The organism is Micromonospora sp. NPDC005172 (assembly GCF_040608555.1).
Lineage (GTDB): Bacteria > Actinomycetota > Actinomycetes > Mycobacteriales > Micromonosporaceae > Micromonospora.
On the sequence record NZ_JBEXIL010000027.1, the window covers coordinates 33,211 to 53,074 of the forward strand.

Below are 19,864 nucleotides of genomic sequence, written 5' to 3' on the forward strand. Positions count from 1 at the left end.
CATCGTGTCCGACCTGCCCCTGATCCAAGCGGATCACGCCGTGCCGCCGCCGGCCGCGACCACCTCCACGGGTGGTCGTCGCCGGCGGCTACGGCTCCTGTCCCCCACCGACCGCGTGGTCATCACGCTGATGGTGGTCCTCCCACTGCTGCTCGTCACCGCGCTCGTCTGGCTGCCGGCGCTGGCCACCGTGGTGCTGTCCGGCACCGACTGGGACGGCATCGGCCCTCTGAACGAGATCGAGTTCGTCGGCGCGCGCAACTACAGCGACGTGGTGAACATCTACCCGCCGTTCGTGCCGGCGGTCCAGCACAACCTGCTGTGGCTGGCCGTGCTGTTCGTGGTCGCGACCCCGTTCGGCATGTTCCTGGCCGTCCTGCTCGACAAGGAGCTGCGCGGCAGCCGCTTCTACCAGACCGCGCTGTACCTGCCGGTGGTGCTCTCGCTGGCGCTGATCGGCTTCGTCTGGCAGCTGCTCTACTCCCGCGACCAGGGTCTGATCAACGCCGTCCTCGGCACCGACACCGACTGGTACGGCGACTCGAACGTCAACATCTGGGCGGTCATGCTCGCCTCCGGTTGGCGGCACGTCGGCTACATCATGCTGCTCTACCTGGCCGGGCTGAAGGGCGTCGACCCGTCGCTGCGCGAGGCCGCCGCGGTCGACGGCGCCTCCGAGGTCCGGACGTTCTTCCGGGTCGTCTTCCCGGTGCTGCGACCGATCAACATCATCGTGCTGGTGGTGACCGTGATCGAGTCGCTGCGGGCGTTCGACCTGGTGTGGGTCGTCAACAAGGGCCGCAACGGCCTGGAGTTGATCTCCGCACTGGTCACCCAGAACGTGGTGGGTGAGGCGAGCCGGATCGGCTTCGGCTCGGCACTGGCGACGATCATGCTGGTCGTCTCGCTCGTCTTCATCACCATCTACCTGGCGACCGTGATGAGGGAGAACCGGGAATGAGCGTCGACACCCCGATCCGCCGACGCAGGTTGACCCCGCTGCGGATGCTGCTGCACGGCTTCCTCATCGCCGTGGCCCTGATCTGGCTCTTCCCGATCGCCTGGGCGGTCCTCACCTCGTTCCGCTCGTACCAGTACACCGCCGCCCACGGCTACGTCTCGTTCGGCGGCTGGACCATCGACAACTACGTCACGGCCTGGGAACAGGCGGAGTTCGGCAAGCACTTCCTCAACTCCGTCTACATCACGGTGCCGGCGGTGCTGCTGACGCTCTTTCTCGCCTCCTGCGTGGCGTTCGTCATCGCCCGATTCAGTTGGAAGATCAACCTCGTCCTGCTCGGCATCTTCACCGCCGCCAACCTGCTGCCACAACAGGCGCTGCTCATCCCGCTGTTCCGGCTCTTCACCGAGGTGCCGCTGCCGGAGTTCATGAGCGACTCGGAGCTGCTCTACGACAGCTACTGGGGCCTGATCCTGATCAACGTCGCCTTCCAGTGCGGGTTCTGCGTCTTCGTGCTCAGCAACTACATGAAGGCGCTGCCCCACGACCTCTACGAGGCGGCGATGGTCGACGGGGCGAGCGTCTGGCGGCAGTACTGGCAGATCACCATGCCGCTGTGTCGGCCGGCCCTGGCCGCGCTGGCCACCCTGGAGGTGACCTGGATCTACAACGAGTTCTTCTGGGCCACCGTCCTCATGCGCACCGGCGACAAGTTCCCGGTGACCAGCTCGCTCAACAACCTGCGCGGCCAGTTCTTCACCGACAACAACCTGGTCTCGGCGGGCAGCGTGCTCGTCGCGATCCCCACCCTGGTGATCTTCTTTATGCTCCAGCGACACTTCGTCCGGGGCCTGACCTTGGGAGCCTCCAAAGGATGACGATCCTGCACCTGCGCCGCGCCCGGACCAGCCTGGTGCTCGACGCGCGCGGCCCGGGGCTGCCCCGGGTGGCGCACTGGGGTGGTGACATCGGCGACCTGGACGACGACGCCCTGCGCCAGCTCGTGGCAGCGACCGTGCCGCCGGTGGTGCCGAGCAGTTTCGACGAGCCACCCGCGCTGTCGCTGCTGCCGGAGGCGAGCGCCGGCTGGAGCGGTCGACCGGGCCTGGCCGGGCACCGCGACGGACGGGACTGGTCCACCGCCTTCCGGCTCGACGGACTCGATGTCGACGAGCCCGCCGACGCTCCGGCGCTGCTCACCGTGCGGGCGTCGGACCCGGCCGCCGGGCTGGCCCTGACCATCGAGATCACGCTCGACCCGCACGGCCTGCTGACCATCCGGCACCGGCTCCGCAACGACGGCGACGGCGCGTACGAGCTGCGGGAGTTGACGCCGGTGCTCCCGGTCCCGGCGGTCGCCACCGAGCTGCTCGACCTGACCGGCCGCTGGTGCCGGGAACGCTCCCCGCAGCGGCACCCGTGGCAGCACGGCGCGTGGGTCCGCGAGGGGCGGCACGGTCGCACCGGGCACGACGCCACACTGCTGCTGGTGGCCGGCACCGCCGGGTTCGGCTTCGGCAGCGGCGAGGTGTGGGCTGTGCACACCGCGTGGAGCGGCGACCACGTCACCGTCGCCGAACGCCGACCCACCGGCGAGTCCACCCTCGGCGGCGGGGAACTGCTGGCCCCCGGCGAGATCCGGCTCGCTCCCGGCGAGGCGTACGACACTCCGCTGCTCTACGCCGTCTGGTCCGACGAGGGGTTGGACGGGCTCAGTCACGTCCTCCACTCGCACCTGCGGGCCCGGCCCGGACATCCGCGCTCCCCCCGCCCGGTGACCCTCAACGTGTGGGAGGCGGTCTACTTCGACCACGACCTGGACCGGCTGCGGGCCCTGGCCGACCGCGCCGCGCGGATCGGCGTGGAACGGTTCGTACTCGACGACGGCTGGTTCCGCGGCCGACGCGACGACACCGCCGGGCTCGGCGACTGGTACGTCGACGAGGGCGTGTGGCCCGACGGCCTGCAACCGCTCATCGACCACGTGACCGGTCAGGGGCTTCAGTTCGGTCTGTGGGTCGAGCCGGAGATGGTCAACCCCGACTCCGACCTGTTCCGCGCGCACGCCGACTGGCTGCTGACCGTGCCGGGGCGGCTGCCGCCCGCGTGGCGCAACCAGCAGGTGCTCGACCTGGGCCGCCCCGAGGCGTACGACCACGTGCTGGAACGCCTCGACGCGCTGCTCACCGAGCATCCCGCCATCAGCTACCTCAAGTGGGACCACAACCGGGACCTCACCGAGGCGGGGCACGACGGCCGGCCCGGCGTCCACGGGCAGACCCTCGCGGTCTACCGCCTCCTCGACGAGCTGCGCCGACGCCATCCCGGCGTGGAGATCGAGAGCTGCTCGTCCGGCGGCGCCCGCGTGGACCTGGCCATCCTGGCCCGCACCGACCGGGTCTGGGCCAGCGACTGCAACGACGCGCTGGAACGCCTCAGCATCCAGCGCTGGACCGGACTGCTGCTGCCACCGGAACTCGTCGGCACACACGTCGGCCCGCAGCGCTCGCACACCACCCACCGCGTACACGACCTGGGTTTCCGGGCGGCCACGGCGCTGTTCGGTCACCACGGCATCGAGTGGGACATCGCCTCGATCAGCGCCGACGAACAGACCGAGCTGACCGCCTGGGTGGCGTTGCACAAGAGGCTGCGCCCGCTGCTGCACGCCGGGCGGGTGGTCCGGGTCGACCACCCGGACCCGGCCGTCTGGGCGCACGGCGTCATCGACCAGGACAGGACCCGAGCGGTGTACGCGGTGGCCCGGCTGACCACGTCGGTGGCGGAGACCCCCGGCGCGGTACGGCTGCCCGGCCTCGACCCGGCGCTCCGTTACCGGGTACGGCCGGTGGCGGGCGTGCCGGCCCCGGCGACCATCGAGCGGTCCGCGCCGCCCTGGCTGGCGTCCGGCGTCACGCTCAGCGGTGCGGCGCTGGCCCGGGTGGGCGTACAACTGCCCGCGCTGCACCCGGAGCAGAGCCTGCTCCTGGAGGTCGACGAGGTCGGCTAGAAATTTCTTTCCTCCGGGGTGTCGAGAACGGTGTGGTCGGCTTCTACCTCAGGGTGAGAGCACCGACGATGGTGCGCAGCGGTGAGGAGCGAGACGATGAAGTACATGCTGTTGATGCAGTTCAGCGCCAGCGGGACCGACTTCCCGGGCATCGACACCTGGACCCAGGACGAGGTCCGCGCGCACGTCGCGTTCATGGGTGAGGTCAACGAGAAACTCACCGCCGCCGGCGAGTGGGTCGACGCGCAGGGCCTCGGCGGCCCGCAGCAGGCGCGGATCGTACGCGCCGGCGAGGGCGGCGCGCCGGTCGTCACCGAGGGGCCGTTCGCCGAGACGAAGGAGTTCCTCGCCGGCTACTGGATCGTCGACGTCGACAGCCCGCAGCGGGCGGTGGAGCTGGCCGCGCACATCTCCACCGCGCCCGGCCCCGGCGGTCGGCCGCTGAACATGCCGATCGAGGTACACCCGGTGATGTCCGCCCCGTCGCAGGAGCTGTGAGCGCTGCCCACCGACCTTCGCACCGAGGACCTGCTGCGCGAGTTGGCGCCGCAGGTCCTCGGCGTGCTCGCCCGCCGGTTCGGTGACTTCGCCACCGCCGAGGACGCCGTACAGGAGGCGCTGCTCGCCGCCGTCACCCAGTGGCCGGCCGACGGGCTGCCGACCAACCCACGCGGCTGGCTGATCCAGGTCGGCTACCGCCGGATGATCGAACTGATCCGCGGGGAGCAGGCCCGGCGTCGCCGCGAGGACCTGGTCACCCGCCAGGACCCGGACGACCGGCGGTACGCGCCGGCCCCGGACGAGGAGTTGACCGCCGAGCGGGACGACGGCCTGGTCCTGCTCTTCCTCTGCTGCCACCCGGCACTCGCCCCCGCGTCGGCGGTCGCGTTGACCCTGCGCGCGGTCGGCGGACTGAGTACGGCCGAGATCGCCCGCGCGTTCCTGGTGCCCGAGGCGACCATGGCCCAGCGGATCAGCCGGGCCAAGCAGCGGATCCGGGCGTCCGGGCTGCCGTTCCGGATGCCCGAGGAGGCGGAGCGGGCCGATCGGCTGGCCGCCGTCCGGCAGGTGCTCTACCTGATCTTCACCGAGGGGCACACCGTCAGCGCCGGCCCGGACCTGCGCCGTGTCGACCTCGCGGCCGAGGCGATCCGGCTGACCCGGGCGCTGCACTCGCACCTGCCCGACGACAGCGAGACCACCGGACTGCTCGCGTTGCTGCTGCTCACCGAGGCCCGCAGTCCGGCGCGGACCGGGCCCTCCGGAGAGCTGATCTCGCTGGCCGAACAGGACCGCAGCCGCTGGGACGCGGCGGCCATCGTCGAAGGCATCGCACTGGTCACGCGGGCGCTGCCGCGCGGCCCGGTCGGCCCCTACCAGGTGCAGGCCGCCATCGCCGCGCTGCACGACGAGGCCCCCAGCACCGAGGCGACCGACTGGCCCCAGATCCTGGCGCTGTACGACGTGCTCGATCGGCTGGCCGGCACCCCGGTGGTGGCGCTCAACCGGGCCGTCGCGATCGCCATGGCACACGGACCCGCAGCCGGCCTGAGCGCCCTCGACGCGCTGGCCGACGATCCCCGACTGGTCGGACACCATCGGCTGCCCGCCGTCCGCGCGCACCTGCACGAGATGGCCGGCGACCGGGAGCGGGCAGTCGCGGACTACCGGGACGCCGCCGGCCGCACCAGCAGCCTTCCCGAACAGCGTTACCTCACCATGCGTGCCGCCCGCCTCGCCGCCGAGCCCCGGGGCGGACCAGCACCCACCGAGGCGGCGCACCGGCTCGACACGCCCTGAAGCCGACCGGCTCACCGCGGCGTTAGCCTGGCACCGACGGTGTCACCGACCACCGAGGACGGCGAGGGCTGATGGCGTACGTGTTGCTGGGAATCGCCATCCTCGCCGAGGTGATCGCCACCAGTCTGATCAAGAGCACCGCCGGGTTCAGCCGCATCTGGCCGACACTGGGCTGCCTCGCCGGTTACGCGCTGGCGTTCCTCCTGCTCGCCCAGGCGGTCAAGGAGATACCGGTCGGTGTCGCGTACGCCCTCTGGTCGGGTCTGGGCACCGCGGCCATCGTGGCGATCGGCGCGGTGTTCCTGGGCGAGTCGGTCGGGCTGGTCAAGCTCGTGGGCATCGCCCTGATCATCGCCGGCGTGGTCATCGTGAACCTGACCGGCGCGCAGCACTGACCGGGCTCGGGCTGCCGAAGGACGCGATGGCCGGGCCCGGTACGGGCCCGGCCACCTGGCGTCGGTCGCCTGACGTGCTCAGCTCGCGGTGCAGCTCACCTGCGGTGTCGGGTTGGTTCCGGTCCACGCGCCGAGGAAGCCGAAGCTGGCGCTCGCACCGGCGGCCAGTCGGCCGTTGTAGTCGACGTTCCGCGCGGTCACCGTGGAGCCGCTGCTGGTCACCGTCGCGTTCCAGGACTGCGTGACGCTCTGGCCGTTGGCGAGGGTCCACCGGGTGGTCCACCCGGTGATCGCCGACGCGCCGGCGGTGACGCGTACCTCTGCCTGGAAGCCGCCCTGCCACTGGTTGGTGACGGTGTAGGTCGCCGTGCAGCCACCGACGGGCGGCGGAGTGGTCGTCGGCGGGGGCGTGGTCGGAGGAGGCGTCGTGGGAGGAGGCGTCGTCGGAGGGGGCGTCGTCGGAGGCGGGGTGGTCGGCGGTGGGGTGCCGCCGAAGACGGTGGCCTCGCGGGAGGTCTGCCGGATGCCGTTGACGCCGTTGAAGACCCGCTGCCCCCAACTGGTCAGGCTGGCCGGGTTGAACGCGGTGGCCATGTCGAGATACTCGACGCCGCCGCCGTTGCCGCTCCACGACCAACCGAGCCAACCGATCCCGTTGGCCTGGCTGTACGCGAGGATGGTGTCCTCGTCCGGGTCGCCGTCGGAGTGGTTGAAGCCGAACTCACCGACCACGATGGGCAGCCCCGCCGTACGGAATCGGCCCAGGTAGTCGGTGATCTCGGCAGCGGTGTCGAAGACGCCGTACATGTGGATGGAGAAGAGCGTGTTGCGGGCCGGGTCGGCGGCGAAGACCGACGCGGCGTTGTCGCGCATCGTGAACGACCAGTCCTGGCCCCAGTTCGGGGCGTCCACCATGATCGTGTGGGTCAGGCCGCCAGCCCGCAGCCGCTTGATCGCGTTGGCGCTGTCGGTGGCCCACGAGGCGTAGTTCTGGTTGCCGTACGGCTCGTTGCCGACGTTCACGATGACGTACCGCTCCTGGCCGACCAGCACGTCCTTCAGGCTGAGCCAGTAGTCGACGGCACGGTCCAGGGTGATCGCGCCGCTCTGCTCGCCGTACCCGGTGGTGTCGTGGACCTCCAGCACACAGATCAGCCGGTTGGCCCTGCACAGTGAGATGACGTTGGCGACGTCGGCGTTGGTGTTGCGGGTCCAGCGGTCACCGCTGGCGAGCACCACCCGCACGGTGTTCGCGCCGAGCGCCTTGACGTCGGCGAACGAACTGGTCTGCTGCGGGTACCAGGTGTGCGCGTGGTTGACGCCGCGCATGACGAATTCGGCGCCGTTGGCGTCGTACAGCTTGCCGCCCGCGACGGAGAAGCCGGCTGCGGCGTGCGCCGGTTGGCCGAACGCCAGCACGGCGAGGAGCAGCGCGAGCAGGGCGGCGCCGACGGCGGAGAGTCGAGTCTTCATGGCCTTCCTCAGGGAGGACCCCCGATGCCCGGCAGGGGTGGGGATGCGACAGGGGAAGGCGGCTGCAGCCCGGCAGCCGCCGCCCGGCTCCCGGCGGCGCGCATCAGCCTAGGGCGATGGATCGGTCCTCGCAACCGGTTCAGTAGGCGCCTCGAAGGGGCGGACAGCCGTGACGGCCCGCGCGAACGCAGGCCGTCACGGGGCGGTCATCCCCACCACAGGATGTGCGCCACACCGAGGGTCTTAACCGGTTAAGAGGACCGTAGGCGGGTCCGGAGCATCCGTCAAGCAGCACCCGAGGAGAACGGGACGGGAGGGTTGACCGAAGCTGACCTGGGTATCCCGGGACGAACCGTCAGCGAGAAGGAGATACCGGGATGGTGAGCGTCGGCTACACCCTGATGTGCGAGCAGGCCGGTCCGAAGCAACTCGTGGACCACGCGGTGCGGGCCGAGGCGGCCGGCTTCGACCAATTGGTGATCTCTGACCACTACTACCCGTGGCTGGAGTCCCAGGGCCACTCCCCGTACGCCTGGTCCGTGCTCGGCGCGGTGGCGCACGCCACCTCCCGCGCGGAGCTGATGTCCTTCGTGACCTGCCCGATCCGCCGTTACCACCCGGCCGTGGTCGCCCAGAAGGCCAGCACCATCGGAGCGCTCTCGGACGGGCGGTTCACCCTCGGCCTGGGCGCCGGGGAGAACCTCAACGAGCACGTGGTCGGCGGTTGGCCCCACGTGCAGCAGCGCCACGAGATGTTCGAGGAGGCGTTGCAGATCATCCGCCCGCTCCTCAACGGCGAGACGTTGACCTTCTCCGGCAACCACTTCGACGTCCCCGACGCCTACGTCTGGGACCGCCCCGAGCGACCGGTCCCGATGGCGATCGCCGCCTCCGGCCGGCAGTCGGCCACGCTGGCCGCGGAGTACGGCAACGGTCTCGTCTCCACCGAGCCCGACCGGCACATCATCGAGATGTACGACGACGCCGGCGGCGCCGGTCAGCCCCGCTACGGGCAGGTGGCGATCTGCTACGGCCCGGACGAGGCCGAGTGCCGCAAGATCGTGCACGACCAGTTCCGCTGGTTCAGAATGGGCTGGAAGGTCAACGCCGACCTGCCGGGGCCGGAGTCCTTCGCCGCCGCCACCCAGTTCGTCCGGGAGGAGGACGTCGCCGAGGGCATCTCCTGCGGCCCGGACGTGGAAGCCCATGTCGAGGCATTCAGCAAGTTCGTCGACGCCGGCTTCACACACGTGGCGATCATCCAGGTCGGCGGGGAGAACCAGCCGATGTTCCTGGACTGGGCGCAGGATCAGCTACTGCCCCGGCTCCGAGAGCTGTGAGGTCGACGGCGCCCGGCCGCTTCGGGGTGGCCGAGCTGCGGCTCGCCCTGGCCGCTCCCCGGCCGGCCGCCGGTCTCACCAGCGACTGGCGGCTCGTCGACGGACTGCGCACCCACACGCGTCGCGGCGCCGATCCGGGCGCCGGGGCGCCGCCCGTGGTGCTGGTGCACGGCCTGGCCGTCTCGCACCGTTATCTCACCCCGCTGGCCGTCGCGCTCGCCGCCACCCACCCGGTGTACGTCCCGGACCTGCCCGGCTTCGGTCTGAGCGAACACCCCCGGGGCGCGTACGACGTGGCCCGGCACGCCGAGCACCTGGCCGCCTGGCTGGCCGCGTACCAACTGCCGCCGGTCTGCCTGGTGGGGCACTCGTTCGGCGCGGAGGTCGCCGCCGCGCTCGCGGCGACCCACCCGGAGGCGGTACGCGCGCTGGTCCTGGCCGGGCCGACCAGCGACCCGGTCGCCCGGTCCCGACGAGCACTGTTCGGCAGGTGGCTGGTGGACACCCTGCGCGAGGCCGCGTTGCAGGCGCCGATCCTGGTCCGGGACATCTGGGACGCCCGGCCCTGGCGGGTCTTCGCGACCCTGTCGCACTCGGTGCGCAACGCGATCGAGGCCGACCTCGTGCGGATCGCCGCGCCGACGCTCGTGGTGACCGGCGGTCGTGACCCAATCGCACCGACGCGGTGGCGTGCGCAGGCGGCCCGGCTCGTGCCCGACGGCCACCTCACCGTCGTGCCGGGTGCGGCGCACAACGTGGTCACCACCGCACCGACGGCCGTCGCGGACGCGATCCGCCATCTGCTCAGCCCGCAACCCGCACTCAGGGAAGGTGAACCGCATGCGCTTCGGTAACACGGAGATCCGCCCGCTCGGTGGTGGCCTCGGCTGCCTCCTGATGATCCTCTTCTCGATCGTGGCCTCGGTGGTGCTGACCGTACTGCTCAACCTGGTGCTGTGAGTCGTGGTCAGCGGCGCAGCCCCAGCGCGCCGAGCACCTCGCGGGAGGCCACCCGGGCCGGGTCGAGCACCGCGCGGCGGGTCCAGCGGGCCGCCGGCGTCACGGTGGCCCGCCAGACCGATCGCAGGCCGCGCGCCGCCGGCACCACCGTCACCGACAGGACCCAGCGGATGCCCGACAGCAGTGGACGGACGGTGTGCCGCCACAGCCAGCGCAGCCCGAGCCCGACCGGGCGCAGCAGCAGTCGGTAGACCCACCGCAGCAGCCAGCCGGCGGCCCGCCACGCCCCCACCAGCGCGGCGACGACCAGCCGGACGAACCTGACGACGAGCCACCAGACCCCACGCGCCAGCGCGACGACGACCCACCAGGCCCCACGCGCCAGCGCGACGAGCGCGGCGGCCACCGCCCCGGCGAGCGCGACGACGCCGCGCCACAGCAGCCGTCCAGCGGGGGCGAGGGTGGCACCCAGCCAGCGCAGCGGCCGCAGGACCAGGTGCTCGGCGAGCCAGGCCAGCACGCGTCCGAGGGCCACCAGAGGCGGGCGCAACCCGTGGCGGACCAACCACACCAGCGGCGACCAGAGGACCGTGCGGACCGCCCAGGCGAGGGCGGACGCCAGCCACACCAGCGGCAGCCAGACAAGCGTGCGGGCCACCCACACCAGCGGCAGCCACACGAGGGTACGAGCCACCCACGCCACACCCCGCCCCAGCCACACCAGCGGCAGCCACACGAGATTGCGGGCCATCCAGCGCAGCGGACGCCACAGCAGGTGATGGGCGCACCAGAGCAGCGGACGCCACAGCAGCCGGTGCAGGGCCCAGACCAGCGGGGCCACCAGCCAGTCGCGCAGGAATCGTCCCGCCGGGGTGAGCAGGTGCCGGTGCACCAGCCGACCGGCAGCCGCGAACAACTCCCACAGCAGGCGTACCGGCAGCACCAGGACCAGCGCGACACCGCGCGCGAGGGCCGCGACGAGCGGGAACTCGACGGCGGCCGGCTCGATCGTGCGAACAGCCGCCGGGCCTCGGCCCGCAAGCGTCTCCGGCGGCTCGGCCGGCGGCCCGGGCAGCGACGAGCGGATGGCGGGGCGGTCGGTCACGATGCGCACGGTAGCCCGGCGGCGCCATTCGCCGAGTGCCCCTTCTGGTCACAGATCGAGGGTGACCAGGAGTGGATAGTGGTCGGAGGCGGTGTCCGTGGCCGCGTCACGGATCACCCGGCAGTCCCGCGCCCGCTCGGCCACCGCACGGCTGCCGAACAGGTAGTCCAGCCGCATCCCGGCGAACTCCGCGCCCCCGAAGCGGGTGGGGACGGTCAGGCCCGCGGCCTCCGGCGCGCCGGCGTTGGCGGACGGCCACAGGTCGACCAGGTCGGCGGCGAGCAGCCGGGCGACCGCGCGGGTGTCCACGGCGTCACCGCGTCTGCGCAGGTGCCGTTTCCGGTAGAGGGCGGGCAGACCGGCGAGACGAGCGGTGTGGTCGACAGTCGGGTCGAGCGAGTTGAGGTCACCAGCGAGCAGCGTCAACGGCCCGGGGGCGCGGCGCAGGGCAGCGACCAGCCAGTCGACCTCCATCCGTCGGCGTCCCCCGGAGTACGGCCAGAGGTGGGTGCCGAGCACGGTGAGCGGCCCGGCGGCGGTGGACACCACGACGCGGGCGGCGGCGTGGTGGAACGGCCGACGCAGCGTCCCCGCGTCGACGACCCGGTACGGCGGCCGGACCAGGACCGCCACCGGCTGCCCGAAGCAGGATCGGGCCAGGTGGGGTGTCATCCCGACCCGATCCGCCACACTGGCCATCAGCCCGGCCTGGTCGAAGCCGCGCAGCTCCTGCAGGGCCAGCACGTCCGGCATCTGCTGGTTGACGACCTGGACCACCCGATCCAGCCGGTCGGGGCCGCCACGGTCCCGTCCGCCGGTGCGGATGTTCCAGGTCATCACCCGCAGCATCGCGGTACCTCAGTCGGGTCGGCCGGCGCGGGCCAGCTCGTCGTCGAGGGTGTCCACGTCCTCCGACTCGATGGCCGGTTGGTTGCCCTCCGCCAGGTCGGCGTTGGGGCGGATCACGAGGTAGAGCAGGCCGATCCAGAGCGCGGAGAGCAGGATCGCACCCATGAAGTCGGTCGGGTGGTGCATCCCCCGGTACATCCGGGAGGTGGCCACCCCGGCCGGCATGATCACGGCCAGCGCCACGAAGATCCACCGCCACCAGCGGTCGGTACGCGGGAACACGATGAGGGTGATCGCCAGCCAGACGCAGATCGTCGCCGCGATGTGCCCGGACGGGAACGAGGAGGTGGGCATCTGCCCGTCCAGGTTCTCCACCGGCGGGCGCGGCCGGTCGACCGCCCGCGCCGCGGCGAGGAACAGGGTCAGCTCACCGACCATCGCCAGCACCACGAACAGCACGGGCCGCCACCGCCGCCACACCGCGAGCACCAGCGGGCAGAACACCAGCGAGATGAGCAGGATGGCGTGGGTGTCACCGAACTTGCTCCACCACCAGCTCACGTCGGTCAGCACGTCGGTGTGCCGGTCGGCGAACCAGCGGGGCACCTCCGTGTCCAGCGTGTCGAAGAAGGTGCCCTTGGCGTGGAAGCTGACGTACGTGCCGAAGCCGTACAGCGCGCCGAACACGAGCACCCAGCCGACCAGCAGTTCGGCCACCGCCGAGCGGGGGTGGGCCAGCACGCGCTCCTCGGCCGGGGCGATGGCGATGTCGTGCCCCGCCTCCGGCTCCAGGCCCTCGGTCAGCGGCGGCACCGGCTTGCCGCGCTCACGCCGCCAGAGCCGGAAGGCGTACGCGGTGACGCCCAGCCAGGCGGCCCCGAGCAGCCAGGCCGCCAGCACGTCGGAGACGAAGTGCACGCCCAGCGCGATCCGGGTCAGCCCGATCAGGACCACCAGCACGCCGACGCCGACGATCGCGGGCTTACGCCAGCGGGGTGCCATCGCCGGCAGGAACACCAGCAGCAGCGCTCCGTACGCGACGATCGAGCCGAGCGCGTGCCCGCTCGGGAAGCTGTTGCCGGGAGCGCTGGCTACCGGGGCGTCCACCACCGGGCGGAGCCGACCGACGAGCGTCTTGAGCGACGGGTCGAGGATCAGCCCGCCGACGCCCGTGACGATCAGGTAGACGGCCAGCCGCGGCTGCCGCCGGATCAGCAGACCGATCGCGGGGATCGCGACCAGCCAGATGAGAATCGGCCGGCCACCCAGGTCGGTCACCGCCTGGAGCACGGTGACCAGCGCATGGTGTGGGGCGACGAGCGAGTTGAACCACTCGGCGACCGCGCGGTCGGCGTCCTGCAACGGGCTCCACCGCACCCGGACGAGCAACAGCAACAATCCGAACGCCGCACCGGCGCCGATGACGGCGACCAGCCCGGCGATGCTCCGTTCGGCGAAGTGACCGATCGGACGCCGAGCCACCTCTTTGACCGCGGTCACCCCGCACCTCCCTTGTCGTACCTGGCGAGGCGAGGTACCCGATCCGCGTGCGGCGTACACCCGAACGCGCTCAGAGCGCCGACATGTCCCCGGTGTCGAACAGCTCGGCCCGGTCGGCCTCGGGTTCCCACAGGTCGGGCTGCGCCGGCTCCTGCACGCCGATGCGCAGCGCCTCCAACTGGGCGGCGAAGGCCAGCCCGCCGAAGAGCGCCATACCGGTCAGGTTGGCCCAGAGCAGCAGCGCCATCATGCCGGTCAACGCGCCGTAGGTCTGGCCGAAGCCGTCGCTGAACTTGACGTACGCGGCGAGCAGCAGGCTGGCCAGCCACCACAGGGCCGTGGCGATGCCCGCGCCGAAGAACAGCCAGGACAGGCCCGGCTGGTTGCGACGCGGCGCGTGCCGGAACAGCACCGCCACGGCGAGCACGGTCAGGCCGAGGCTCAACGGGAACCGGATCACGTTCCAGACGACGTTGGCCAGCTCACCCCACTCGTAGTGCTCGCGCACCGAGTCGCCCATCGCCCCGCCGCCGACGAGGATCAGGAAGCCGGCCAGCGCGGGCAGACCGGCGGTGACCGCCAGGACGGCCGCCCGCAGGTATTTCCACAGGGCCGGGCGGTCCCGCTCGACGCCGTAGATGCGGTTGGCCCCGCGCTCGATCTGAGCCATCGTGGTGGTCAGCGCGACCAGGCCGGTGAGCAGACCGAGGGTGAGGGCCAGCTCCCCCGCGTCCTCGACGCGTTCGCCCTCGCCGAGCAGTTCGCCGACGACCTCGGAGCTCTGGCCGGGGGTGAGGGCCAGCACGGTGTCGGCGACGACCCGGCCGCCCTCCTCGACGCCCAGCTCGCTGATCAGACCGGTCAGCGCGATGAGGAACGGCACGACGGCGAGGCAGAGCTGCAACGCGAACGCGCGGGAGTGGCTGAACCCGTCCCCGTAGCGGAACCGGATGAACGCGTCGCGCAGCAGGTGCCAGCCGCCCTTGCGGCGCAGTGTGCGCCAGGCGTCGTCGGCCGACAGCTCCTCGTCGGCCATCATCCGGGTCTCCGGAACGAGACGGGTGCTACTCACGGCGGGCTTCCTCGATCAGCCGCTCGCCCCGCTCCCCTGCGCTCTGCGCGTCGTCGGACAGGTCGGGGGCGTCCTCGGGCTGCGGGACGCAGAGCCACAGCGCCTGTGGCCGGATCTCGGCGTGCAACCGCCGACCGGGGGCGATGAGGTCGCCGTCGAGCTCCCGCGGCTGCGGGCGGTTGCTGGTGACCACCACCGTTCGGCCGCGGAAGACCTCCATCTGCGGCACCTGGCCGCTGCGGCGGATCACGGCCCAGCCGAGCGCGAGCCAGTGGCGCAGGTTACGCGGGGTGAGGACGGCGACGTCGAGCCAGCCGTCGTCCGGCTCGGCCTCGGTGAGCAGGTGAACGCCGCCCTGCAGCCGGCCGACGTTGGCGATCAGCACCGAGCGGACCCGGCGACGCACCGGCGGGCGGTCGTCGATGCGGATCTGCACCCGCATCGGCCGGTCGCGCAGGTGCTTCATGGCACCCACGACGTACGCCGGCCAGCCGATGCGGGCCTTGGTGGTCTCGTTGGTGGCCTCGAGCATCTTGGCGTCGAAGCCCATGCCGGCCATCACGGTGAAGTACTGGTCCTCGACCGCGCCGACGTCGAGCAGCCGCCGACCGCGTTCGACGGCGACCTGGAGCCCCGCCGCGAGGTCGGTGGAGAGACCGAGGTTGGCGGCGAGCAGGTTGCCGGTGCCCTGCGGCAGCACGGCGAGGGCCACGTCGGTGCCGACGAGCGCGCTGACGCAGGACATCACGGTGCCGTCGCCGCCACAGGCGAAGACCAGGTCGACGCCGGCCTTGACGGCCTGCTCGGTCTGGCCCCGGCCCGGGTCGTCGACGGTCGTCTCGAACCACTGCGGCTCGGGCCACCCGGCGACAGCCAGAGCGTCGTTCACGGTGCGGCGCAGCTTGTCGAGATCGGCGACCTTCGCCGGGTTGACCACCACTGCCGAGCGCAGCCCACCGTCGCCACCCGAGGGGCGCCTGTCCTGTCCAGCATCCACGGCGTCAGTGTGCAGCACCGGGCCGCCGTCAGCGACCCGGCGAGCCGCCGGCGTCGGAAGTGCCACAGACAGGTTTCAACGCGTACGCGACAGTCACGCCGCCGTCCGCAGCGCGGTCTCCACCCGGCGACGCAGATCGTCGAGGTCGACCCCTGCCTCGGTGAGCACCAGCGCGCCCAGCCCCTGACCCTCGCGCAGCACCCCGAGCAGGATGTGCTCGGTGCCGATGTGCTTGTGGCGCAGCCGTATCGCCTCGCGCAGCGACAGCTCCAGGGCCTTCTTCGACCGGGGCGAGAACGGCCCGCCCAGGTAGCGGCGACGCCCCCAGCGGCGACGCGGCGCGGGTACCGCCTCGCGCAGCGCGTCGGGGCCGAAGGACTGCTCGATGCGGGCCACGATCGCGGCCAGGTCGATGCCGATCTCGCGCAGCGCGGCCGCGTCCGCGTCGCCGAGGCCGGCACCCCCGCCCGTGGTGTGCCGGCGGACCCGGTCGCGCAGGTCGTCGGCGCGTACCCCGGCGTCGGCCAGCACGCGGCCGGCGAGGCCGTCCTCGTCGCTGAGCAGGGCGAGCAGCAGGTGTTCGGTGCCGATCGGCCGCCGGCCCTCGGCCCGCGCCTCCTCCAGCGCCCGCCGGACCACGTCACGTGCCCGGTCGGTGAACCGTTCGAACATCACGCCTCCCAGGATGTGTTGACCGCCGGTCGCCCGGCGTGCTTCTTGTGCACGGCCTGCCGGCTGACCTCGAGCGCGTCGGCGATCTCCTGCCAGGACCAGCCCTGTCGACGGGCGTTGTCCACCTGCACCACCTCAAGTCGCTCGAGCAGCCGGCGCAGCGCGCGGACGGCACGCAGCCCGACCCGGGGGTCGGTGCTGCCGGCTGCCGCCGCGAGTTCCGTCGCCTGACTCATGTCGTCAACATACGTTGACAACGCCACTGCTGTCAACATTTGTTGACAGAACGCCTCGGGTCCGCGTACTCCACGAGGGTTGGACCCTTCGGCGGCCCGGGCCGATCCGGCCCGCGCACCGCGACCACGCGACTACCCTCGGTGAAGGAACAGCGCGGTCGTGCCGGGCGCGACGCCCGGGAGGTGGTATCGGATGGCGGCATCGGCCGGTGCGGAGGTGCTGGTGGGCCTCGGCTCGGACGGTGACCTCCCGGTCGTCGAGCAGGCCGCCCAGGAGGCCGCCGGTCACGGTCGGCCCCTGCACCTGGTGCACACCTTCGACTGGCAGGCGGCCTTCGCGGCGGAGAGCGTCGCCGCGCCCCGCGACGCGGCCGAGAGTCTGATCACCCGTGCGGCCCAGCTCGCCCACCAGGTCGAACCGGGTCTGACCGTGCGCGCCGAGATCGTCGAGAGCGCCATGCTGCCCACCCTCATCCGCCGATCCGAGACGGCCTTCCTGCTGGCGGTCGGCGACAGCGGAATGGCCGGCAGTGGTCAGTGCGTCCCGGCGGAGACGCCCGCCGTGCAGTTGGCCGCGCGGGCCAACTGCCCGCTTCTGGTGGTCCGCCGCGAACCGCCGCCGCAGGGCCCGGTCCTGGCCGGGGTGGACGGCTCGCCCAGCTCCCACCTCGCCCTACGGTGGGCTGTGGAGTGTGCCGCCAAACGCGAAGCGCGCCTCGTGGCCCTGCGGGTGGTGGAGAGCGACGAGGACACCGACGCGGTCGCCGAGCAGCTCGGCGAGGCGCTGGCCCGCCACGTCGACCGGAACACCGGGGTGCCCACCGAGTGCCGGGTCGTGCGCGGCGACCCCGCCCAGGTCCTCATCGACACCTCACGGTCGGCCCAGGTGGCACTGGTCGCCGCCCGCGGCGACGAACCGGGACGCGCCATGCTCGGCGCGGTCGCCCAGTCCCTGCTCTACCACTCCCCCGCCCCGGTGGTCGTCGTACGCGGTCTCGCCGAGGTGCCGCTCACCGGGCCCGCCGCCCGCCCGACCCGGGACCGACGACCCTGACCGGACACCCACCCCCTACCCGCGAGAGGCAGCATCATGGACACCGCTCTCGGCGTGCAGCGCGCACTCACCGACGACGAGCTGCGCCGGCTGGACGCCTACTGGCGCGCCGCGAACTACCTCACCGTCGGGCAGATCTACCTGCTGGACAATCCCCTGCTGCGCGAGCCGCTGACCCCCGACGACATCAAGCCTCGGCTGCTCGGGCACTGGGGCACCAGTCCCGGGCTCAACCTGATCTACGCCCACCTCAACCGGGTGATCGTCGCCCGCGACCTGAACGCCATGCTGGTCACCGGTCCCGGGCACGGCGGCCCGGCGATCGTGGCCAACACGTGGCTGGAGGGCACCTGGTCGGAGCGCTACCACGACGTCGCACGCGACGAGGCCGGGATGTCCCGGCTGTTCCGGCAGTTCTCGTTCCCCGGCGGCATCCCCAGCCACGTCGCGGCGGACGTGCCGGGTTCGATCCACGAGGGCGGCGAGCTGGGGTACGCCCTGAGCCACGCCTACGGCGCCGCGTTCGACCACCCGGATCTCGTGGTCGCCTGCGTGGTGGGCGACGGTGAGGCGGAGACCGGCCCGCTGGCCGGCAGTTGGCTCTCCACCGTCTTCCTCAACCCGGCGCGCGACGGTGCGGTGCTGCCCATCCTGCACCTCAACGGCTACAAGATCGCCAACCCGACCGTGCTGGCCCGGATACCCGAGGCGGACCTGCTCGACCTCATGCGGGGCTCCGGTTACGAGCCGTACGTGGTGGCCGGCGACGACCCGGGCGTGGTGCACCGCATCCTCGCGGCCACCCTGGACCGGGCGCTGGACGACATCGCCGCGATCCAGCGCAGGGCCCGCTCCGGCGGAGTCGTCGAGCGTCCCCGCTGGCCGATGATCATCTTGCGGACGCCGAAGGGCTGGACGGGCCCGCGTGAGGTCGACGGCACCGAGGTCGAGGGCACCTACCGCGCCCACCAGGTGCCCCTGTCCGGCGTACGCGACAACCCCGCGCACCTCGCCGAACTGGAGCGCTGGCTGCGCAGCTACCGACCGGAGGAGCTGTTCGACGCCACCGGCGCGCCGGTCGACGAACTGCGGACGCTGCCGCCGCGCGGCGACCGGCGGATGAGCGCCAATCCGGTCACCAACGGCGGAGTGGTGCTGCGCGACCTGGCCCTGCCCGACTTCCGCGACTACGGCGTGGACGTCCCCGAGCCGGGTCAGCCGATGGCCGGCGCGACAGGGGTGCTCGGGCCGTGGATCCGCGACGTGATCGCCGCCAACCCGCAGACGTTCCGGCTGTTCGGCCCGGACGAGGTCGCGTCCAACCGGTTGGGCGCCGCCTTCGAGGTGACCGACCGCGCCTGGATGGCCGCCACGGTCCCCGGCGACGACCACCTCTCCCCCGACGGCCGGGTCATGGAGGTGCTGTCCGAGCACCTGTGCCAGGGCTGGCTGGAGGGTTACCTGCTGACCGGCCGGCACGGCGTCTTCACGAGCTACGAGGCGTTCATCCACATCGTCGACTCGATGCTCAACCAGCACGCCAAGTGGCTCAAGGTGACCAGAGCCATTCCCTGGCGACAGCCGATCGCGTCGCTGAACTACCTGCTGTCCAGCCACGTCTGGCGGCAGGACCACAACGGCTTCTCCCACCAGGACCCCGGCTTCATCGACCACGTGGTCAACAAGAAGGCCGAGGTGGTACGCGTCTACCTGCCGCCGGACGCCAACACCCTGCTGGCAACCATGGACCACTGCCTGCGCAGCCGGCACTACATCAACGTCGTGGTCGCCGGGAAGCAGCCAGCGCCGAACTGGCTCACCGTCGACGAGGCGATCCAGCACACCCGCCGAGGCCTCGGCATCTGGGAGTGGGCCAGCAACGACGACGAGAGCGAGCCCGACGTCGTCCTCGCCTGCTGCGGCGACGTACCCACCCTGGAGACCCTGGCCGCCGCCGACCTGCTGCGCGAACACCTGCCGGAGCTGAGGGTGCGGCTGGTCAACGTCGTCGACCTGATGCGCCTGCAACCCGACACCGAACACCCGCACGGCCTGCCCGACAACGAGTTCGACACCATCTTCACCGCGGACCGACCGGTCATCTTCGCCTACCACGGCTACCCGTGGCTGATCCACCGCCTGACCTACCGCCGCTCGAACCACGACAACCTGCACGTACGCGGCTACAAGGAGGAGGGCACCACCACCACACCGTTCGACATGGTGATGCTCAACGACCTGGACCGGTTCCACCTGGTCATCGACGTCATCGACCGGGTGCCCGGGCTCGGCGCACGCGCCGCGCACCTGCGCCAGCGGATGGTCGACGCCCGGCAGGCGGCCCGCGACTACACCCGCCGGTTCGGCGAGGACGACCCGCAGGTCGCCGAGTGGCGGTGGGTCCGCGAGACCGACCCGACCAACCCCTGAAGGAGGACGA

General features: G+C 72.0%; 18 protein-coding genes. 10 read left to right on the top strand and 8 right to left on the bottom strand.

From position 1 onward, the window contains the following. The first annotated feature begins 4 nt into the window (after positions 1-4). The 6 genes from ABZV06_RS19515 to ABZV06_RS19540 all read left to right on the top strand — a co-directional run bounded on the left by ABZV06_RS19515 (position 5) and on the right by ABZV06_RS19540 (position 6,166). Positions 5-961: a sugar ABC transporter permease gene (locus ABZV06_RS19515; protein ID WP_355623049.1), complete on the top strand. Its 957-nt coding sequence runs from the start codon at positions 5-7 to the stop codon at positions 959-961. Then, positions 958-1,839 (top strand): carbohydrate ABC transporter permease, encoded by an 882-nt coding sequence (locus ABZV06_RS19520; protein WP_355233775.1) that lies wholly within the window; start codon positions 958-960, stop codon positions 1,837-1,839. Before ABZV06_RS19515 ends, ABZV06_RS19520 begins: the two co-directional genes overlap by 4 nt. Further along, positions 1,836-3,971 (top strand): alpha-galactosidase, encoded by a 2,136-nt coding sequence (locus ABZV06_RS19525; RefSeq protein ID WP_355623052.1) that lies wholly within the window; start codon positions 1,836-1,838, stop codon positions 3,969-3,971. The genes ABZV06_RS19520 and ABZV06_RS19525 overlap by 4 nt, the downstream gene beginning before the upstream one ends. 96 nt (positions 3,972-4,067) lie before the next feature. After that, entirely contained in the window at positions 4,068-4,469 is a 402-nt protein-coding gene (locus ABZV06_RS19530) for a YciI family protein (RefSeq protein ID WP_355233779.1), read from the top strand. 3 nt (positions 4,470-4,472) lie between these two features. Continuing rightward, positions 4,473-5,771 (top strand): sigma-70 family RNA polymerase sigma factor, encoded by a 1,299-nt coding sequence (locus ABZV06_RS19535; protein WP_355234779.1) that lies wholly within the window; start codon positions 4,473-4,475, stop codon positions 5,769-5,771. Between the two features lie 71 nt (positions 5,772-5,842). After that, a complete protein-coding gene (locus ABZV06_RS19540) occupies positions 5,843-6,166 on the top strand; it encodes a multidrug efflux SMR transporter (protein WP_355623055.1) in 324 nt (107 codons plus the stop codon). A 78-nt stretch (positions 6,167-6,244) separates the two neighbouring features. Here the strand turns inward: ABZV06_RS19540 and ABZV06_RS19545 are convergent, their stop codons facing one another. Next, positions 6,245-7,639, bottom strand: coding sequence for a cellulase family glycosylhydrolase (locus ABZV06_RS19545; RefSeq protein WP_355623058.1), 1,395 nt, complete (start codon positions 7,637-7,639; stop codon positions 6,245-6,247). Positions 7,640-8,016: 377 nt separating this feature from the next. On the opposite strand from ABZV06_RS19545, the gene ABZV06_RS19550 reads away from it, so the two are divergent. After that, a complete protein-coding gene (locus ABZV06_RS19550) occupies positions 8,017-8,979 on the top strand; it encodes a TIGR03557 family F420-dependent LLM class oxidoreductase (RefSeq protein WP_355623061.1) in 963 nt (320 codons plus the stop codon). Then, positions 8,976-9,833 (top strand): alpha/beta fold hydrolase, encoded by an 858-nt coding sequence (locus tag ABZV06_RS19555; RefSeq protein ID WP_355623063.1) that lies wholly within the window; start codon positions 8,976-8,978, stop codon positions 9,831-9,833. Before ABZV06_RS19550 ends, ABZV06_RS19555 begins: the two co-directional genes overlap by 4 nt. Positions 9,834-9,946: 113 nt before the next feature. On the opposite strand, the gene ABZV06_RS19560 is transcribed toward ABZV06_RS19555, so the two are convergent. From ABZV06_RS19560 to ABZV06_RS19590, 7 genes are all read right to left on the bottom strand, one after another. Beyond that, positions 9,947-11,044 carry a hypothetical protein gene (locus ABZV06_RS19560; RefSeq protein ID WP_355623065.1) on the bottom strand — a complete coding sequence of 366 codons (1,098 nt, stop codon included), beginning with the start codon at positions 11,042-11,044 and terminating at the stop codon, positions 9,947-9,949. Positions 11,045-11,092: 48 nt separating this feature from the next. Continuing rightward, complete coding sequence (locus ABZV06_RS19565; protein ID WP_355623068.1) at positions 11,093-11,893, bottom strand: endonuclease/exonuclease/phosphatase family protein; 801 nt, start codon at positions 11,891-11,893, stop codon at positions 11,093-11,095. Positions 11,894-11,902: 9 nt separating this feature from the next. Next, positions 11,903-13,393, bottom strand: a complete 1,491-nt coding sequence (locus ABZV06_RS19570) for a phosphatase PAP2 family protein (RefSeq protein ID WP_355623070.1) — start codon at positions 13,391-13,393, stop codon at positions 11,903-11,905. A 70-nt stretch (positions 13,394-13,463) separates the two neighbouring features. Then, positions 13,464-14,465 carry a YihY/virulence factor BrkB family protein gene (locus tag ABZV06_RS19575; RefSeq protein WP_355623073.1) on the bottom strand — a complete coding sequence of 334 codons (1,002 nt, stop codon included), beginning with the start codon at positions 14,463-14,465 and terminating at the stop codon, positions 13,464-13,466. Continuing rightward, positions 14,458-15,462: a diacylglycerol kinase family protein gene (locus tag ABZV06_RS19580; protein WP_355623076.1), complete on the bottom strand. Its 1,005-nt coding sequence runs from the start codon at positions 15,460-15,462 to the stop codon at positions 14,458-14,460. The genes ABZV06_RS19575 and ABZV06_RS19580 overlap by 8 nt, the downstream gene beginning before the upstream one ends. 93 nt (positions 15,463-15,555) lie before the next feature. Then, positions 15,556-16,134, bottom strand: a complete 579-nt coding sequence (locus tag ABZV06_RS19585) for a Clp protease N-terminal domain-containing protein (protein WP_355234782.1) — start codon at positions 16,132-16,134, stop codon at positions 15,556-15,558. After that, positions 16,134-16,370, bottom strand: coding sequence for an HTH domain-containing protein (locus tag ABZV06_RS19590; protein WP_278151289.1), 237 nt, complete (start codon positions 16,368-16,370; stop codon positions 16,134-16,136). Before ABZV06_RS19590 ends, ABZV06_RS19585 begins: the two co-directional genes overlap by 1 nt. Positions 16,371-16,563: 193 nt before the next feature. Between ABZV06_RS19590 and ABZV06_RS19595 the strand changes: the two genes are divergently transcribed. Together ABZV06_RS19595 and ABZV06_RS19600 are read left to right on the top strand one after the other, a co-directional pair. Beyond that, on the top strand, positions 16,564-17,424 hold the full coding sequence (locus tag ABZV06_RS19595; RefSeq protein ID WP_355233800.1) for a universal stress protein: 861 nt from the start codon (positions 16,564-16,566) through the stop codon (positions 17,422-17,424). Positions 17,425-17,460: 36 nt separating this feature from the next. Beyond that, a complete protein-coding gene (locus ABZV06_RS19600) occupies positions 17,461-19,854 on the top strand; it encodes a phosphoketolase family protein (RefSeq protein ID WP_355623079.1) in 2,394 nt (797 codons plus the stop codon). Positions 19,855-19,864 lie beyond the last annotated feature (10 nt).

What these genes read in the sequence shown, in the direction of transcription:
- ABZV06_RS19540 (WP_355623055.1), top strand. Translation starts at nt 5,843, where the DNA reads ATGGCGTACGTGTTGCTGGGAATCGCCATCCTCGCCGAGGTGATCGCC.
- ABZV06_RS19550 (WP_355623061.1), top strand. Translation starts at nt 8,017, where the DNA reads ATGGTGAGCGTCGGCTACACCCTGATGTGCGAGCAGGCCGGTCCGAAG.
- ABZV06_RS19530 (WP_355233779.1), top strand. Translation starts at nt 4,068, where the DNA reads ATGAAGTACATGCTGTTGATGCAGTTCAGCGCCAGCGGGACCGACTTC.
- ABZV06_RS19525 (WP_355623052.1), top strand. Translation starts at nt 1,836, where the DNA reads ATGACGATCCTGCACCTGCGCCGCGCCCGGACCAGCCTGGTGCTCGAC.
- ABZV06_RS19520 (WP_355233775.1), top strand. Translation starts at nt 958, where the DNA reads ATGAGCGTCGACACCCCGATCCGCCGACGCAGGTTGACCCCGCTGCGG.
- ABZV06_RS19545 (WP_355623058.1), bottom strand. Translation starts at nt 7,639, where the DNA reads ATGAAGACTCGACTCTCCGCCGTCGGCGCCGCCCTGCTCGCGCTGCTC.
- ABZV06_RS19585 (WP_355234782.1), bottom strand. Translation starts at nt 16,134, where the DNA reads ATGTTCGAACGGTTCACCGACCGGGCACGTGACGTGGTCCGGCGGGCG.
- ABZV06_RS19565 (WP_355623068.1), bottom strand. Translation starts at nt 11,893, where the DNA reads ATGCTGCGGGTGATGACCTGGAACATCCGCACCGGCGGACGGGACCGT.
- ABZV06_RS19590 (WP_278151289.1), bottom strand. Translation starts at nt 16,370, where the DNA reads ATGAGTCAGGCGACGGAACTCGCGGCGGCAGCCGGCAGCACCGACCCC.
- ABZV06_RS19600 (WP_355623079.1), top strand. Translation starts at nt 17,461, where the DNA reads ATGGACACCGCTCTCGGCGTGCAGCGCGCACTCACCGACGACGAGCTG.
- ABZV06_RS19595 (WP_355233800.1), top strand. Translation starts at nt 16,564, where the DNA reads ATGGCGGCATCGGCCGGTGCGGAGGTGCTGGTGGGCCTCGGCTCGGAC.